The organism is Exiguobacterium sp. USCH10 (assembly GCF_037619445.1).
GTDB lineage: Bacteria > Bacillota > Bacilli > Exiguobacteriales > Exiguobacteriaceae > Exiguobacterium > Exiguobacterium aestuarii_A.
In genome coordinates this window covers 53766-69136 of sequence record NZ_JAQPZO010000004.1, presented here as the reverse complement: position 1 = coordinate 69136, position 15371 = coordinate 53766, and the positions used below count along the sequence as shown (strand labels likewise).

16 protein-coding genes and 1 tRNA gene are annotated in these 15371 nt (G+C 45.7%); 11 read left to right on the top strand and 6 right to left on the bottom strand.

Going from position 1 to position 15371, the window contains the following annotated elements:
- Positions 1-35: 35 nt before the first annotated feature.
- The 3 genes from PQI28_RS08605 to PQI28_RS08595 form a co-directional block, all read right to left on the bottom strand.
- Entirely contained in the window at positions 36-1025 is a 990-nt protein-coding gene (locus PQI28_RS08605) for a LacI family DNA-binding transcriptional regulator (protein WP_339963005.1), read from the bottom strand.
- Positions 1026-1072: 47 nt separating this feature from the next.
- Complete coding sequence (locus PQI28_RS08600; RefSeq protein ID WP_339963004.1) at positions 1073-1549, bottom strand: N-acetyltransferase; 477 nt, start codon at positions 1547-1549, stop codon at positions 1073-1075.
- Between the two features lie 87 nt (positions 1550-1636).
- Positions 1637-2500, bottom strand: coding sequence for a cation diffusion facilitator family transporter (locus PQI28_RS08595; protein ID WP_339963003.1), 864 nt, complete (start codon positions 2498-2500; stop codon positions 1637-1639).
- Positions 2501-2680: 180 nt separating this feature from the next.
- Here PQI28_RS08595 and PQI28_RS08590 point away from each other — a divergent pair, with 180 nt between their 5' ends.
- From PQI28_RS08590 to PQI28_RS08560, 7 genes are all read left to right on the top strand, one after another.
- Complete coding sequence (locus tag PQI28_RS08590; RefSeq protein WP_026826028.1) at positions 2681-2992, top strand: hypothetical protein; 312 nt, start codon at positions 2681-2683, stop codon at positions 2990-2992.
- A gap of 40 nt (positions 2993-3032) precedes the next feature.
- Positions 3033-3824 carry a class I SAM-dependent methyltransferase gene (locus PQI28_RS08585; protein ID WP_339963002.1) on the top strand — a complete coding sequence of 264 codons (792 nt, stop codon included), beginning with the start codon at positions 3033-3035 and terminating at the stop codon, positions 3822-3824.
- A gap of 138 nt (positions 3825-3962) precedes the next feature.
- Entirely contained in the window at positions 3963-6356 is a 2394-nt protein-coding gene (locus tag PQI28_RS08580; RefSeq protein ID WP_224861027.1) for an immune inhibitor A domain-containing protein, read from the top strand.
- A 107-nt stretch (positions 6357-6463) separates the two neighbouring features.
- Positions 6464-6534: transfer RNA gene (locus PQI28_RS08575), tRNA-Thr, on the top strand.
- A gap of 197 nt (positions 6535-6731) precedes the next feature.
- A complete protein-coding gene (locus PQI28_RS08570) occupies positions 6732-7535 on the top strand; it encodes a hypothetical protein (RefSeq protein WP_339963001.1) in 804 nt (267 codons plus the stop codon).
- Between the two features lie 352 nt (positions 7536-7887).
- Positions 7888-8445: a hypothetical protein gene (locus PQI28_RS08565; RefSeq protein WP_339963000.1), complete on the top strand. Its 558-nt coding sequence runs from the start codon at positions 7888-7890 to the stop codon at positions 8443-8445.
- A 122-nt stretch (positions 8446-8567) separates the two neighbouring features.
- On the top strand, positions 8568-9263 hold the full coding sequence (locus PQI28_RS08560) for a queuosine precursor transporter (protein ID WP_074034510.1): 696 nt from the start codon (positions 8568-8570) through the stop codon (positions 9261-9263).
- 38 nt (positions 9264-9301) lie between these two features.
- Here PQI28_RS08560 and PQI28_RS08555 read toward each other — a convergent pair whose 3' ends face one another.
- The gene (locus tag PQI28_RS08555) at positions 9302-9550 is read right to left on the bottom strand and encodes a hypothetical protein (RefSeq protein ID WP_214692196.1); all 249 of its coding nucleotides are present in this window, start codon (positions 9548-9550) and stop codon (positions 9302-9304) included.
- A 147-nt stretch (positions 9551-9697) separates the two neighbouring features.
- On the opposite strand from PQI28_RS08555, the gene PQI28_RS08550 reads away from it, so the two are divergent.
- From PQI28_RS08550 to PQI28_RS08540, 3 genes are all read left to right on the top strand, one after another.
- Complete coding sequence (locus PQI28_RS08550) at positions 9698-10054, top strand: PilZ domain-containing protein (RefSeq protein WP_214745176.1); 357 nt, start codon at positions 9698-9700, stop codon at positions 10052-10054.
- An 88-nt stretch (positions 10055-10142) separates the two neighbouring features.
- A complete protein-coding gene (locus tag PQI28_RS08545; protein WP_339962999.1) occupies positions 10143-10784 on the top strand; it encodes a hypothetical protein in 642 nt (213 codons plus the stop codon).
- Between the two features lie 65 nt (positions 10785-10849).
- Positions 10850-11122, top strand: a complete 273-nt coding sequence (locus PQI28_RS08540) for a hypothetical protein (RefSeq protein WP_271304857.1) — start codon at positions 10850-10852, stop codon at positions 11120-11122.
- 65 nt (positions 11123-11187) lie between these two features.
- On the opposite strand, the gene PQI28_RS08535 is transcribed toward PQI28_RS08540, so the two are convergent.
- On the bottom strand, positions 11188-11316 hold the full coding sequence (locus tag PQI28_RS08535; RefSeq protein ID WP_256441151.1) for a hypothetical protein: 129 nt from the start codon (positions 11314-11316) through the stop codon (positions 11188-11190).
- Positions 11317-11376: 60 nt separating this feature from the next.
- Positions 11377-14040, bottom strand: a complete 2664-nt coding sequence (locus tag PQI28_RS08530; protein ID WP_339962998.1) for a cation-transporting P-type ATPase — start codon at positions 14038-14040, stop codon at positions 11377-11379.
- A gap of 264 nt (positions 14041-14304) precedes the next feature.
- Between PQI28_RS08530 and PQI28_RS08525 the strand changes: the two genes are divergently transcribed.
- Entirely contained in the window at positions 14305-15339 is a 1035-nt protein-coding gene (locus tag PQI28_RS08525) for a PTS sugar transporter subunit IIC (protein WP_224860897.1), read from the top strand.
- Positions 15340-15371 lie beyond the last annotated feature (32 nt).

Here is a 15371-nt window from a genome sequence, read left to right as displayed (position 1 = left end):
TGCGGAACCGGTTCCGCAACACAAATGTAAACGATTTAATTCAACTTGTCAACGCTTTCGCGCACTTTTAATTCGAAAATTGTGAACGTTTTCATCGGGACGTCATTTCCTTGTAAAAGTTGAAGCATCATATCAGCCGACTTAGCCCCAGTTCGCCGATACGGAAGATGGACGGTCGTAATCGATGGATGTAAGACTTCCGTGAAATCATAGCCCCCAAAGCCACTGACAGAGATATCATTCGGAACAGAAATCCCTTGATTCGCCAGTCCCTTCAATACACCAAGGGCAATATTGTCCGTTGCACAAATAATGAGTGAGGTCGAGCCAATTTCTTTCGCCAACCGTTCTCCAATCGGAATGGCATCCTCGATTTTAAATGTTGTCTGAACGACTGTGACGCGTGCATCCGCCTCATGAAGCGCCTTCAAAAATCCATCACGCCGATCTTGTCCGACTGCGATATCTGACTCCGAAACACCGACGTAGACGACGTCTCGATGACCCCATTTCGTGAACTCACTACCGAGGGCGTATGCAGCTTCATAGTCTGGGTAGACAAGACTGTGGACGTTATCATGCTGTTGACCAATCAGCAACACCGGGATTTGAATCGCCTCTATCGCTTCGAGGTGACGGTCGGTGACAGTCGTCCCGAGCCAAATGATGCCGGCGACCTTTTGTTTGGCGAGGTTGTATAATTGTTCAATCTCTCGTTCCGTCTGTTGTGCCGTGTTGACGACGAGCATCTGATAGCCTCGTTCTGTCAATCGTTCATCAATTCCCATCATTGTACGCGAGGCAGCGTAAGAATCGAGTCGCGGAACGATGACCCCAATCATCTTCGTCTGCTTTGACTTAAGACTTTGGGCGAATTGATTCGGTTCATAATTGGTTTCCCGAATGACCCGATCGAGTTTTTCTCTCGTCTTCTTCCCTACCGACCCACCGTTCAAATAGCGGGAGACTGTACTCTTTGCGACCCCTGCGAGTTCGGCGATATCTTTAATGGTGACCTGTTTCATCCTTACCCCTCCATATGAAAAAAGCTGACGTGCGAGACGCCGTCAGCTTAATGGTTTACTACATATCGTTTCTTGAAATTTAAATAATATAGACCGTTCCGCTTTTCAAATCCGTTTTGAACGAGCACTTGATGCATCTCTTGTTGATGTGGACTCGTCGGTGGAATCCCGGCCCGGACTGTTTGTTCCTCCATCAATTTTGAGTCCAATAATGCGAGACGCAAACCTTCCGTCGCATATCCCTTATTTTTGTATGCATCGAACACCATCAGGTCAAGCTGGTATACTCGGGCAAGCTTGAGTAACAAGACTTTACCGACAAGTTTGTCATCGACCATCAAGTCGTAATAGAAGTCTTCTCCGTAACTATGCTCTTCCGCATGATAGAGTTGCTCCGTCCCCATTTCTTCGAGGATCCCTTTCAACTCTTCAGCAGAAACGCCATATGAGTTTTCTCCATATTTCTGAAAATGTTCATACTCGATCTCATCAATCTGGCGAATAGGTTGACGCACGATGTTCATCCCGTGCCCTCCTTAACTAGTAGTTCAATATCTGTCTGCGCTTATTATAAACGAATCCAATCATGAAGCGCAAAAGATAACCGAACGTCAAATCGGCTCAATATGAATATGCACCGAATCGACCGCATGCTGTTCATCCAGTTTTCGTTCGATTTCGTCACACAATTCATGGGCCGCGTCCACGGTCAAATCTCCGTCAACTGCAATCGTCACATCGAGCATTACGTGATTTCCTAAATGACGCCCTTTAATTTCCCGAACTTCTTTCACACGCTCAAATTGTTCAATCGTTTCCTCATATGTCTCGACAAGGTGTGGAGGGAATCCGTCAGAAAGTTGATGGGTGGCATCTAAAAAGATTTGAATCGCTGTCCGGACAATCATACCGGCAATAATGATTGCTAAGACCGTGTCCATCCAAGGGAGTTGGAAATAAGCAAATAGCACACCAAGTGTGGCTCCGACTGAAATCATCGCATCGGCCAAATTGTCTTTCGCCGCAGCTTTAAGTGCCAATGACTTTGTCTTCTTCGCGAGGTTCAAGTTGAAGCGATACACCCCGAACATCACGAGCGCACTGGCGAATGCGACGACCGCTGCCAACGGGTTCGGTTCTGCATATTCTCCCCCGATTAAATTCGACAGACTATTAAAGAAGACGAAAATACCGACCGCAATCATGATCAATGAAGCGATGAGAGCGGAGATTGTCTCCATCTTCGCGTGACCATATTTATGCTGGGCATCCCGAGGTAACGCCGCAACCCGAATTCCAATATAGACGGCGACCGACGCGATAATATCCGTCGTATTGTTGAATCCATCGGCTAAAACCGCCTCAGATTCATATAAATATCCGAAGAACACTTTTAATATAGATAAGATCAAATATGCCGTGATTGACACAATCGCTCCCTTGAGCGCTTTTGGTGGATGATTTGTAGTCTCCATCCGCCCACCTCCTTATTAGCTCAGTTAGTATAGCAGGTGAACTTCGTGTGGGGATAGAGAAACAATGTTTCTTACACTCAAAATAAATGGAATATATTCCCGGTAGTTTCGTTTAACAAATTTTATGGTAAAGTAAACAGGAAGAGACCTTAGGGTTAAACCGCAAAAGAGGTGAAACAGATGTTTACAGAACGAGATGGAATCAAATTAAGATTGGAACAAATTGACAGATTGCTAGTGGATTTGAATCGTGAAGCGAAACAATTGATGGCGCGCCTTCGCGAGTTAGATGCCTCTGGAGAAAATCCGCATGAAGTATCCTTGAAACCTGAAGAACGTGATACGTTGAAATCGTCAATCGACGAGACACTCGAAGCACTTCAAAGCCGTTCAAAACGTCCGGTGAACGTGAACGACGAGAAGAAGAAAGAACTTGCTTCTCACAAAGCACTGATCGACGAACTGTCAGATTTACTCAGTAAGAAAAAATGAGACGCGACTGCGTCTCATTTTTTATGAAGGAGCCCGTCCCATGTATATCGTAACCACTTGTTTACGTCCGACAGACGAAGTATTATATCGGGCGCAAACGCATGCCACATCATATAATATGAAATTTATCGAGCGACGCAAACATTCCATTGAGGAATTGAAAAAGCGGCATCGCCAAGATGTGCTTGTCTTTGACAAGCGACGCGTCGAGTTCACACCATTGCAAAGTAAAGAGCCATTCTTTTTTCACCCTTCTAGTTCGGTTTTTCGGGTGAAGCAACTCAGTCGTGGCGGAACAGACCCACTCATTGACGCATTACAAGCAATACCTGGTGATCGTATTTTAGATTGTACGCTCGGACTCGGATCGGACAGTATCGTCATGAGTCATGCCGTCGGTTCAACCGGTAAAGTAATCGGTCTTGAGAGCCAATTCATAACGGCACAGCTCGTCCGAGAAGGCATGTCCGTATGGATTGAAAAAGATGAGCAGATCAATGAGGCGATGCGTCGCATTGAGGTCGTTCATACGAATTCTCTCGAATATTTGAAAACATGTGCGGAAAATTCGTTCGACTGTATTTACTTTGATCCGATGTTCGAAAAAACGATTTCAGAATCGGTTCATCTGAACCCACTTCGTTCAATCGCAGACACCTCCCCACTCTCGCAAGAGTTGATGGTTGAAGCAAATCGAGTAGCTAAGAAACGAATTGTCTTAAAGGCTCATTTTGAGAGCGATGCCTTCAAACACTATGGTTTTACTCAGGTAAAGCGAAAAACATCGAAGTTCCATTATGGATATATCGACCTGGAGTCTAAGACTATTTAGTACATATTGACTAAATAGGTCTTTAGACTCTTTTTTAGGTTATTATTTTCTGAATATTGACATTAATCAGACACAAACGGTACATTTACAACAAGCTCACACATTTTCCCATTATTTTTTTACAGGAGGTTCATACAAATGAAAAAACGTTCCATCCGTCGAACGACACTCGCGGCTCTCATGACATCTGCCATGACAGTCAGCATCGTTCCGGCTGCTGGTGCTGCACCCCTATCGGTTGCACCATCTGTGCCGACAACGAGCGAGCTTGCTCCGTTCGATCACAACATCATCGACGAAGATCGTCTCGCAAAAGCACTCGAGAAGCGTGGCGTCATCAAAAAAGGATTGTCAGCATCGGAGCGCATGAAAGCGGTCGACGCGTATATCGCGAAAAAACAAGGTGAAGCGAAAGATCCACATAAGCACGACGACGAATTGAATGAGAAGGCTTCAAAAGCAAAAGAGAAGATACATACTCAATTCGAAAAAGAAACTGAACGAATTCTCGACAAAGCGAAAAAAGGTCAAGCGAACTACCGTAAAGGAAAGCCGAACGGTCAAGTGAAGGTTTCTCCGGCACAACAATCATCTTATAACGGTGCAGTGCGTGAAGATAAAGTCCTCGTCCTTCTCGTCGAGTATAGCGACTTCAAACACAATAACATTATTCAAGAAGCAGGCTATATGTATAGTGACAACTTCAGCAAAGAGCACTATGAGAACTATATGTTTGGTGACCAACCATTTGAACTCTTCAACGGAGAAAAGGTTCAAACGTTCAAACAATACTATGAAGAACAATCAGGTGGCAGTTACACGGTCGACGGAGAAGTTTCTGAATGGTTAACCGTACCAGGAACTGCTAAAGACTATGGTGCAGACAAAGGCGATGGTGGTCATGATAACGTCGGTCCTGGTCCGCGTCAACTCGTTAAAGATGCGTTAAACGCTGCTGTCGCATCAGGAATCGATCTTGCCGAGCACGACCAATACGATCTTTATGACTTGGATGGAGACGGTGATTTCAATGAGCCAGACGGACTCGTCGACCACTTGATGATCATCCACGCTGGTACTGGTCAAGAAGCTGGTGGTGGTGCACTCGGTGACGATGCAGTATGGTCACACCGTTGGGTCCTTAACGGCGTTTATCCGGTAGCCAACACAGAAGCTGCAGTTCCTTACTGGGGCGGAAAAATGGCGGCGTACGATTACACGATTCAACCTGAAGACGGTGCAGTCGGCGTCTTCGCACACGAATTTGGACATGACCTCGGTCTTCCAGATGAGTACGATACGCAGTACACAGGTCAAGGTGAGCCAGTACAATCATGGTCAATCATGAGTGGCGGTAGCTGGGCTGGTAAAGTCGCTGGTACAGAGCCAACAAGCTTCTCACCACAAAACAAAGAGTACTTCCAAAAAATCATGGGTGGAAACTGGGCTAACATCACAGAAGTTGATCTTGAAGACATCAACTCACAAGGTTTTGTCTCACAACTCGACCAATCTGTGACGAAATCAAACAACCCAGGAATCGTCAAAGTCAACCTTCCTGATAAGAAGATTAAAGGAATCGAACCAGCTTATGGCGAGCGCTACTACTACTCGACAAAAGGTGACGACATCCATACTGAAATGGCTACACCTAGCGTGAAACTTGGTGCGGACGGTGTCCTCACATTCGATTCATTCTATGAAGTCGAATCAGATTACGACTACTTGTACGTGAAAGCCGTCAGCGGCGGTAAAGAAGTTGTTCTCGATGTGTTCGGTGACGATGTCAACGGCGAAAACGAAGCTGGATACCCTGCTGAGACGACGAACGGTGCATGGGTCAACAAGTCTTATGACCTCTCACAATTCGCTGGACAAGATGTACAGATCGTATTCGAATACGTGACAGATGGCGGCGTCGCAATGAAAGGCTTCGCAGTCGACAACTTGTCAATCCAATCAGAATCAGCAACACTCTTCGCAGACGATGCGGAAGGTGCTGAAGCCGTCACACTTGATGGATTCGTCAACTCAGACGGATACGATTCAAAACCACATTACTACTACCTCGAATGGCGTAACCATGCCGGGTCGGATATGGGTCTTCTTAACGGCCGTGGCGTGAAATACAACACTGGTCTTGTCGTGTGGTACGGTGATGACTCGTACACAGACAACTGGGTCGGTGTCCACCCTGGTGAAGGCTTCCTCGGTGTCGTCGACTCTCATCCAGAGGCGCTCATCGGAAACTTGAACGGGAAAGAGACAGTTGCAGGTAGCACGCGTTACCAAATCGCTGATGCTGCATTCAGTCTCGATAAGACACTCGCTTGGTACATCGATTCACCAAGTCGTGGTGTGTATGACTACAAAGCACAAGCTGGCGTGAAACAGTTCAATGATGCGAATTCGTACATCAACTCACTCATCCCAGATGCAGGACGTAAACTTCCGCAATACGGGCTCGTCATTGACGTTGTCGGTGAAGCGAAAGACAACTCTGCAGGTGCTGTTTGGATCCGCACAAAATAAGCATGAACCATTTGACCTCCAGTCTTCTAACAAAGAAGATTGGAGGTCTTATTATTCTGAAAAAGCTTGAAAAATGGAAGGAACGTGTGTAACATAGTTGGTGTAACGCCTCTGTAGGTTAGTGGCAGACCTCAGCAATGGTAATGCTGCAGCACGAGTTCGATTCTCGTCGGAGGCATCAAAAACACCGCTCAACGAAGCGGTTCAGAGCACTTCCTGTTTATGACAGGAGGTGCTTTCTTTTTGCCCGTTCCCACTTTCCTATTTTTCATGTGGCGAGCGCACGTTTGTCGAATCGAAACTTTATTTAACAAAAATGGGTATATGTAGTGTAGATGATACAATGGATGTGAGAAATTGAAAGGAGATTGCCTCATGAATATATTGGCCAATATTGGGATTGCTGTGGCGATGTTCGCCCTTATGTTCCATATCGCTGCACGCTATGAGATACGGAAAGACGAACAAAAGGGTGAGCGGAGCACACGACGTCTGTTACGGATGCGGCGAGTGAGTGGGCAGATTGTGGGTATAGCCGGTGTCCTCGTGCTCATCTCGATTGCCGTTCCGACGGATGATTCAGAGACAGAAGAAATCAAAACCGAAACGCAAGTGAAATTTCAAAAAGACAACGGATCGGTAAAGGAAACCGATTCAACCGATGAGGTCGTTAGTGAAGAATCTACTATTGAAGAAGAATCATCGGAAGTGGTGGAAACGACCGAAGCGGAACCCCCAATGTACGCCTTTGATAGCACGCAAGCGGAAGCGGACTATTTCACAGCAATCGAATTGACACTCGAGAGCGGCGTGACCACGATGCAAGACATCGCTGCCATGAGTCGTATGTGTGGCAAGGTATGTCCTGACGTCCCTGGTGATGATTGGGGATTACAACTCGAAGCGATGAACGGAGAAGTCTTCGAGCTCGACCATCGACTTTACGACTTCGCGCTCGGGTTGAGTGAGATCCCAGAAGGCGGTTCCCCGAACATTGACTTCACGGCCCGTGACGAACTCGTACGAGATATGAAGATTATGAACGAATTCATTTCAGTCATAATGACGAAAACCGACTGGCAGTCATGGGAAGACGGTTGGGACACGGTAGACGAAGCAGTGCGATTGATGGAAAAGATGTACATGACGAACGTATACACGGTTCCGACGGCTCAATAACTTTATGTATTTTGTGCACAGCATTGTGCACACTTACCGCCCATGCACAGGCGAATTCGCAGTTTTAAACACCAATAACTTACAATAACAAATTAAAGAATGGCTCAACCACGCCATACCTCGCACGAACATACTCCCACAAACATCCAAATTAGAAATGGTAATGCTGCAGCACGAGTTCGATTCTCGTCGGAGGCATCAAAAACACCGCTCAACGAAGCGGTTCAGAGCACTTCCTGTTTATGACAGGAGGTGCTTTTTATACTTATCAATCTAATATCGTTTTGATGAACATTCTGACGACAATCAATGGTACAATTTGGATTACCATATCTTTTACAGGAGGGTTTCGATGAAACGAGCACTTGGGATAGGCACAGTCGTAATTTTTTTGGCAGCTTGTTCGCCTAGTTCTGATCAGGACTCAAAACCTGAACCAGTTACAGAAAACACCACAAAAACATCAGAAGAAACCGTCGAAGAATTCACTCTATTTTTCAAAGGCGAACCAACTCAAAAAGAAATTGATATTTTCTGGGGATATTTACGATCCGAAAGTAGCGATGTGCTCGCTGCATTCGCCGAGGGATCAGAAAGTCTTTGGGCTTGCCAAAACACTTGCGAGAAACCTGACTCGACTGAATCCATTAACCTACAAAATCGTTTGAATCAAACCTTTACTAACATCGAAGAATTGCGAGTGGGTCTTGAACACTTAAAAGAATTTGATATCGACCATATTCAACATGTTGAAATCGATTCCGTTCTTCGGTCATTAACCTATTCGCAGGACGTGATCAATCACTTTAAAGAAACGAAGCACCAATTGACATGGAGAGAACAAGCAGACATGCTCGGCAGTGCACGTGGTATTGTAAAAGGTTTGAACATCGAACTGAGCGGTGTCTGACTCCGTTCGTGTCACATGGATCATAGATCAGCCTGAGTGTACCTCACCTTGACATCATTTCCGTTCCTCTATAAACTTGAAAAGTTGAAATCATTGAATAGTTAGAGGAAGGAGCATGATTCATGCTAAACGAATGGTTATGGATTCCTTCTGCCATCCTTACACTCGGTCTTCTCGTCCTCAGTTACAAATTGTTTGGACGGGTCGGATTATATGCTTGGATTGCGATGGCTTCGGTTGTCGCTAATATTCAAGTCACACAACAGATTGTAATTGGCGGATACATTTTTACGCTCGGTAACATCGTCTACGGTTCGCTCTATTTAGCGACTGACATTTTGAACGAAAAACACGGACGAGCTGCGGCTCGAAAAGGGGTATGGCTCGGGTTCTTCATTTTGATTGTTTCGACGGTACTCATGCAGTATGCCCTCTTGTATGAACCGTTCGAAGAAGCGCTCTTCATGCACGAAAGTTTTGAGGCACTCTTCTCGATGCTTCCGTTGATCACACTTGGTAGCCTTGCTGCCTATCTCGTCTCTCAATTGTTTGACGTCTTCGTCTACTCGAAGATTCGCGCCAAAACGGGCGAGAAAAAACTTTGGCTCAGAACGACAGGTTCGACCGTGCTCTCACAGTTAATTGATACGTTCACTTTCTGTATTATCGCTTTCTGGGGAATGGATTGGGACATCTGGTGGAACATCTTCATTACGACGTACGTTGCGAAATTTGTGATTGCTTGGATGGCAACACCGTTCATGTACTATGCAAAACGCACGAATCCTCAAGATGAAACCGAACAAGACGCTGCATAAAATAAGCCGTAACTTCAATGTCGAAGTTACGGCTTTTCTTATGGTCGTTCAATCTGGATACGCACAGCATACGGACGGGCTTCTTCAATCGACGCCGACTCTCGACAGACAGTGATCGCCTTGAACGCATCAATGGCGACCGCTTCGATCGTTTGATCGTTCGTTTCGACTTCAAGAATGGTATAGGCAGGTAAACGCTCGAGTTTAACCCACTCCCCGTTACGTTTTTTTTCATAGATGACTGGTGTTTGAATCGAGTAACGTCGGAGTAAATCATGTACATTCATCTGATCTCCTCCCTATTTAAATCGTACACCTATTATAGAAAGCGTTTTCACATTTGTAAAGCGAGCTTATCTAAAAATTATACTCATTTCCACTTCATTTCGAATTGTAAATGTCCGATATAGGGAGTAGAGAAATGGGGTGAATTGATGCGTTATCGCAGACAGGAAACTTTTCGCTATATTCTACCGAATCCCCGCACGATCCCTTATCGACTCGTTTGGGAAGAGAAGGAACTTTATGATGGAGAAGGACTTCTATTGAATGTGAGTTCACATGGACTGAAATTGCGATCCGATTATCTTTTCCCACTATCCGATGATTTGCAGGTCCACTTCGTCCTCGATCTCGTTCCGACTCTTCAACCTATTGAGTTGATTGGACATGTCAGACATCGCAGTCAATTAGGTTCATTATACGATTATGGTATTTTGCTTGATGCCAAAATGGACGAAACGCAACAACTTGTCACGATGATTAAAATGTATGCACGTGAAAATAAATGAGAACATGCGCCATCGCATCTTCTCATTTTTTCGTGTTTCCAAAAGAGGGTATACTACTATTATGACTATCATTGGGTGAGGTGTTCGTATGACGAGAAAATTTTTATTAATTCCATGGGGCGTAGCCATTGCTTTGGCTATTTTTGGTCCGAACGTACCGTTTGACGGGCGATTCTTACTTGATTTTGTGACGTATAATACGGAAGCTTACGAAGGCTATTCTCTTTCCTTATTCAGTATTCTAGGTGTATTTCCATTAGCCATGTTCCCGCTACTTTGGTCAGAAGTGAACCAATTGAAGCCAAATCCGCTGTTTGCGGCAATTAGTAGTTTCTTCGTAGGAGGTTTCTTACTCGCTCCCTATTTGGCTTTCGCGAGACAATCCCCTTATCCAACTCCCGTTAAACCGCTCCCGACACGTATCCTTGGTGTCGTATTGTTGCTGGTGACAATCGGTTTATTTATCGCGGCTGCAAACACCGGGAATGTAGCAGAATATTGGTCGTATGTGGAGAACAATCAGTTCGTCCGAACGATGACCGTCGATTTCTTTTTATTGGCATTTATTCAGATCACGTTGATGAATCGCGATGCGAAACGGTATAAGATGAGCCTTTGGCCTCTTCCATACATTCCCCTATTTGGCTTGATCTTCTGGCTCATGATCCGGCATCAAAAACCGTTTAACGAGGCACCACCAAAACGTGAGCGGACCGAGATGAAACATTGATATCCCGTTTTGACTTATGAACCGTTATACTAGTTAGTAGTTTTGTAATTAAAGGAGATTATCGCATGCGCTATTTTCAAGTCACCTCTTATGTGACTGTTAAGAATGAAGAACTTGTCTTGAATGAATATGTAAAAGTGCCAAATCCAAAAGTAGATCAATTTTTAAAAGAAACGCTAGAGCTTGATCTGTATGATGATCAAGTGACGTTGCGTGAATGTGTTGTCGCAAAAGGAAAGTGGGAGTGTCCTGTTGGTGACTTTGTCATCACGGAGCATACGGATGAGAAGAAATTCAACCGTCTACAAAACAGTCGTTCCTCAAAAACGAAAAAGTAACCTCGACACGAACAACCTCCTCGTCTAATGGACGAGGAGGTTTTCATGTTGAACGGATTATCTGATTATTCATCCGATTCTTCATCGGGATCTGGATCAGGGTGTTGGGTCGGAGCCGGTTTTTGTGCCGGGTTTGATTCATCATCCGGAATTGGATCTGGATGTACCCCTGGTTGTGATTCGTCTCGTTTCATCGTATCCCTCCTTCATCGTTACTCCATTTGTTTATCCGTTTTGTTTATAGATGAAACGTATCAGTGTATATTTTGATTCCCGATCACTCGTCTTGAGATGGCTTTTTCAATCTCCACGATGATAAATACGACGGCTCCAAATGCTACTGGATAAATCCAATCTTCCCACGTAAGTGGAGCGGTCCCGAATAGCGTATGCATGAACGGAACATACGTGATGAACAATTGTAGGGCGATGAGCAGTCCAGATACGAGGAACGCGATTTTATTGTCGAAGAAACGACGATTGAACGCCGGAACCAACTCAGTGCGACAGTTATATAAGTGGAACAACTGTGCCATGACAATCGCATTTAAAGTAATGGTCTGTAATTTCTCGGTCGAGTAATCGAAATCTCCGAGCATGTAGTTGATCCATAAACTACCTCCCCCGATCAATATCGACACGAACGTGACACGGAAGATGTAATAGCGACTGAGAAGTGGTACGTTCGCCGGTCGTGGAGGACGCTTCATCGTACTCTCTTCAAGTGGTTCAAAGGCAATCGCCAATGAAAGGGTGATCGCGACGACCATGTTGACCCATAAGATTTGAACTGGGCTGAGTGGAGCTGCTGCCCCGAGTAAAATACTCATCGCAACGAGTAACGCCTGTCCACCGTTCGTAGGGAGTAGGAAGAGAATCGTTTTCTTCAAGTTGTCATAGACACGTCGACCTTCACGGACGGCGTTATAGATGGTTTTGAAGTTATCATCGACAAGAACCATTTGAGAGGCTTCTTTTGCGACTTCCGTCCCTTTGATCCCCATTGCGACCCCGATATCGGCACGTTTTAAGGCTGGTGCATCGTTCACACCGTCTCCGGTCATCGAGGTGATCAATCCATTCTCTTGTAACCCTTTCACGAGACGAAGTTTATCGTTCGGACTCGTTCGGGCGAATACGTCATTATGAACCGACGCTTCTTTGATTTCTTCATCAGACATGTCTGTCAGCTCTCGACCCTCTAGCGCCCCTTCCACTTCCATACCGAGCTCTTTTGCGATGGCGACAGCCGTATCCTTATGGTCCCCCGTGATCATTTTAATACGGATTCCAGCATCGCGACACGCGGCGACTGCGTCAATCGCCTCTTGACGTGGCGGATCGACGATACCAAACAAACCGAGGAAAGTCAGACCATCTTCAACGTCCTCATGATCAATCGATTGTTTTGAACTGTCGACACGTTTTAATCCAGCACCGAGGACACGCTGACCGCGGTCGGCAATCTCTTTTCGTTTTTCATCCCAATATTCTTGTTTGAATCCGTCTGTTGTTGCCATATCAAACAAGCGATCCGGAGCCCCTTTGACGAAGATCATGCGCTCGTCTTTATATTCAACGAGCGTCGCCATGTATTTGTACTCTGAATCAAATGGGATTTTAGAGATGACTTTAAGACGCTCAATCGGGCGCTCCGCTTTCTCAGCGACAGTTAATAAACATGCCTCGGTCGGGTCCCCATTGATGATCCAATCCCCATCTTCTTCGTTCAATTGTGCATCGTTACACGTCTTCCCAACAGTCAATAGGTCAATCATAGACTCATCGTCATCCAAGTCAAACGGTTGACCGTTCAATTCTAAGTCTCCGTTCGGTGCATACCCGCTCCCTGACACCTCAATGTCATGTTTCGCCGTCACGATTTGTTTGACGGTCATCTCATTTTTCGTCAACGTTCCGGTCTTATCGGTACAGATGACCGAGACTGCGCCTAACGTTTCAACAGACGGCAGACTTCGAACAATTGCTTTTTGCTCAGCCATATTCCGAACCCCGAGCGCCAAGATAATGGAGATGACAGCTGGTAATCCTTCCGGAATGGCCGCGACTGCTAGACCAATCGTCGTTAACATGAGTTCGACTGGTTCATAATCTCGTAAGAAATAACCGAATGCATAAATAATGACAGAGATAATGAGGATAGCGATGGAGACCGTCTGTCCGAACTTTGTTGTCTGACGAATCAGTGGCGTCTTCACGGTTTGTACTTCTGAAATCGACGCATTGATTTGACCAAGTTCCGTACCTTCTCCGATTGCCGTCACAATGGCTTTCGCACTTCCCGTCGCCACACTCGTTCCTGAATAGACCATGTTTTTTCGATCTGCGAGCACGGCCTCTTCTTTGACGACGTCTGGTTTTTTCTCGACCGTTGTGGCCTCACCGGTCAATGCGGATTCTTCCACTTTAAATTTTTCTGCTTGAATAACCCTTGCGTCGGCTGGTACCTTGTCGCCTGCAGCGAGTACGAGAATATCCCCGACGACGAGATCACTTGAATCGATTTCGGATTGTTTACCATCGCGAATGACGGTCGCTTTCGTCTCTAACAACTTTTTGATTCCTTCAAGTGCTTCTTCCGCTTTATTCTCTTGGAGATAACCGACAACCCCGATGACCGTGACGACTAAGACGATAACAATCGTATCGATATATTCGCCAAGAAAACCGGTGACAACTGCCGCTCCTAAAAGGACGTAAACGAGAATATCATTGAACTGTCTTAAAAATTTTATGATTTCAGGCGTCTTCTCCTTTTCAGGTAGGACGTTCTTTCCGAACTCCTCCTGACGATTGGTGACCGTTTGCTTCGAGAGACCAGATTCTACATCAGTCTCCACATGGGACTGAACCTCGTCTACTTCGAGCGCATGCCATTCCCTGTTTTCGTTCTGCATGTTCTTTCCTCCTCGACCAATACTTTATGAAAACATCTATCCCCTATCTGTTCCCAATCTGATGCGGCTCGACACGTCCAAACTTGTATAATTGATGTCATTTTTCAAAGAAAACGCTCCCATGATTTTTTGTTTCTTCATGTAAACGGTATCATGAATCAATTTTGATTTTTCTGATGAAAATGGCTTTACAGAAGCCTTTCAATCATTGAATATAGAAGAAATTATGAATGAATACAGATAGATAGAAAGAAGGAAGAGTTTATGGTCATTATTCAAGGAATTGCACTTTTACTGCTCATCCTCGCCTTGTTCACACTTTTCAGTTACAAGGCGCCATACGGAATGAAAGCGATGGGCGCATTGGCAGGTGCGGCAATCGCAAGCTTTCTCGTCGAAGCATTCAACGCTTATGCCATCGGCGGATTACTGCCACTCCCTTTATATGAAGAAGTCGGGCAGGCAGCCGGTTCATTATCCGGTCCTGCTGCCGCAGCACTCGTTGCCATCGCACTCGGAATCAACCCCGTCTATAGCTTAATGATCGGATTATCCGTGTCTGGTTTCGGGATCCTTCCTGGATTTTTCGCAGGATACATCTTGGCTCTGGCTGGCACACGAATAAACCGCTATCTCCCGACGGGTGTCGATATGATTTTCTACGTGATCGTGATGGCACCGCTCGCACGTCTCGTCGCTACTGGCGTGGACCCACTGGTTTCAAATACACTTGCACAAATCGGTGCTGTCATTGAACTCGCCGCGACGCAAAACCCGGTCGTCATGGGACTCGTTCTCGGAGGAATCGTCACTGTGGTGTCGACGTCACCTCTCAGTTCCATGGCTTTGACAGCGATGCTTGGATTGACTGGTGTACCGATGGCGATTGCCGCTCTCGCGTTGACCGCATCCATCTCGATGAACTACCTGTTGTTCCGTCAATTGAAAATCGGTACGAAGAAAGATCAACTTTCTGTAGCCATTGAACCGTTGACACAGGCCGACCTCATCTCGGCGAATCCAATCCCAATCTACAGTGTGAACTTTGTAGGGGGCGCAATCGCAGGATTGATTGTAGCGATGACCGGTATGATCAATGATGCGCCCGGGTCGGCTGCAGGTATTCCTGGTCTACTCGTCATGTATGGCTTCAACGACTGGCAGACCGTCACACTGACAGCTGTTGTTTTATTCATCCTTGGAATCGGATTCGGATTGATTGGAAGTCGACTCTTTAAAAACTTCCCGATTGTCCGACATACGGAAAAAGTTGAATCAACAGAAGAAGATGCCGCATAAAAAAATCGATGCCGCCGAACGAATTGTTCAAG

Excerpts from the sequence above, each read along its gene's own strand:
- PQI28_RS08585 (WP_339963002.1), top strand. The coding sequence starts at position 3,033 with ATGTATATCGTAACCACTTGTTTACGTCCGACAGACGAAGTATTATAT.
- PQI28_RS08545 (WP_339962999.1), top strand. The coding sequence starts at position 10,143 with ATGACGAGAAAATTTTTATTAATTCCATGGGGCGTAGCCATTGCTTTG.
- PQI28_RS08580 (WP_224861027.1), top strand. The coding sequence starts at position 3,963 with ATGAAAAAACGTTCCATCCGTCGAACGACACTCGCGGCTCTCATGACA.
- PQI28_RS08550 (WP_214745176.1), top strand. The coding sequence starts at position 9,698 with ATGCGTTATCGCAGACAGGAAACTTTTCGCTATATTCTACCGAATCCC.
- PQI28_RS08540 (WP_271304857.1), top strand. The coding sequence starts at position 10,850 with ATGCGCTATTTTCAAGTCACCTCTTATGTGACTGTTAAGAATGAAGAA.
- PQI28_RS08560 (WP_074034510.1), top strand. The coding sequence starts at position 8,568 with ATGCTAAACGAATGGTTATGGATTCCTTCTGCCATCCTTACACTCGGT.
- PQI28_RS08525 (WP_224860897.1), top strand. The coding sequence starts at position 14,305 with ATGGTCATTATTCAAGGAATTGCACTTTTACTGCTCATCCTCGCCTTG.
- PQI28_RS08600 (WP_339963004.1), bottom strand. The coding sequence starts at position 1,549 with ATGAACATCGTGCGTCAACCTATTCGCCAGATTGATGAGATCGAGTAT.
- PQI28_RS08570 (WP_339963001.1), top strand. The coding sequence starts at position 6,732 with ATGAATATATTGGCCAATATTGGGATTGCTGTGGCGATGTTCGCCCTT.
- PQI28_RS08530 (WP_339962998.1), bottom strand. The coding sequence starts at position 14,040 with ATGCAGAACGAAAACAGGGAATGGCATGCGCTCGAAGTAGACGAGGTT.
- PQI28_RS08535 (WP_256441151.1), bottom strand. The coding sequence starts at position 11,316 with ATGAAACGAGACGAATCACAACCAGGGGTACATCCAGATCCAATTCCG.
- PQI28_RS08605 (WP_339963005.1), bottom strand. The coding sequence starts at position 1,025 with ATGAAACAGGTCACCATTAAAGATATCGCCGAACTCGCAGGGGTCGCA.
- PQI28_RS08565 (WP_339963000.1), top strand. The coding sequence starts at position 7,888 with ATGAAACGAGCACTTGGGATAGGCACAGTCGTAATTTTTTTGGCAGCT.
- PQI28_RS08555 (WP_214692196.1), bottom strand. The coding sequence starts at position 9,550 with ATGAATGTACATGATTTACTCCGACGTTACTCGATTCAAACACCAGTC.
- PQI28_RS08590 (WP_026826028.1), top strand. The coding sequence starts at position 2,681 with ATGTTTACAGAACGAGATGGAATCAAATTAAGATTGGAACAAATTGAC.
- PQI28_RS08595 (WP_339963003.1), bottom strand. The coding sequence starts at position 2,500 with ATGGAGACTACAAATCATCCACCAAAAGCGCTCAAGGGAGCGATTGTG.